2 protein-coding genes are annotated in these 757 nt (G+C 31.7%); both read left to right on the top strand.

From position 1 onward, the window contains the following. On the top strand, positions 1–332 hold a 332-nt coding region (locus tag IEW49_RS13300; protein ID WP_188643223.1), incomplete at its 5' end, for an LAGLIDADG family homing endonuclease. Beyond that, positions 333–623 (top strand): LAGLIDADG family homing endonuclease, encoded by a 291-nt coding sequence (locus IEW49_RS13295; RefSeq protein ID WP_506256308.1) that lies wholly within the window; start codon positions 333–335, stop codon positions 621–623. The last annotated feature ends 134 nt before the right edge of the window (positions 624–757 follow it).

The raw sequence follows: 757 nt of genomic DNA, 5'->3' as shown, positions 1-757 counted from the left end.
TGGGTGGTATTGGTTCTATTCATTTAGCTCGAAACCGAGATATAGTTAATTATTCAATAGATTCAATTGAAGATTTAAATAAACTTATTATTCATTTAGAAAATTATCCGTTATTAACTCAAAAAGCCGCGGATTTTTTTTTATTTAAACAAGCGGTAAAACTTGTAAATAATAAAGCTCATCTTACTGTTGAAGGTTTAAATCAAATAGTAAATATAAAAGCATCAATGAATTTAGGTTTATCTGACACGTTAAAATCAGAGTTTGCTGGATATACTCCAGTTGAAAGACCTGTAATAAATTGTGATAATGTATTTTTAGACCCTTATTGAATTTCAGGATTTGTAAGTGCTGAGGGAAACTTTGATGTTCGTATGCCATCAACCAATAGTAAATTAGGTTATCGAGTACAATTGAGATTTAGAATATCCACTCTACGAGTGGATATTAGATTAATGGAGAAAATAGTTGAATACTTTGGGTCAGGAAAGATTTACAAATATGGTGGTAAGTCTGCTGTTAGTTTAACAATAGTTGACTTTACTGATATTACCAATATATTGGTTCCATTTTTTAATAAATACCCTATAATTGGTATAAAACTCTATGATTATCTTGATTGATGTAAAATTCATAGTTTAATGATTAATCGTTCTCATCTGACGGTTGAGGGTATAAATTCAATTTCCCTCCTCCTTGGAAGGAGGAGGTAGCGAAAGATAAAATCGCAACCCCCCTCCATGTGGAGGGGGGGAGG

Origin of the sequence: Pseudoblastomonas marina, from assembly GCF_014641655.1 — a bacterium.
Classification (GTDB): domain Bacteria; phylum Pseudomonadota; class Alphaproteobacteria; order Sphingomonadales; family Sphingomonadaceae; genus Alteriqipengyuania_A; species Alteriqipengyuania_A marina.
This window is presented reverse-complemented; position numbering and strand designations above follow the sequence as displayed.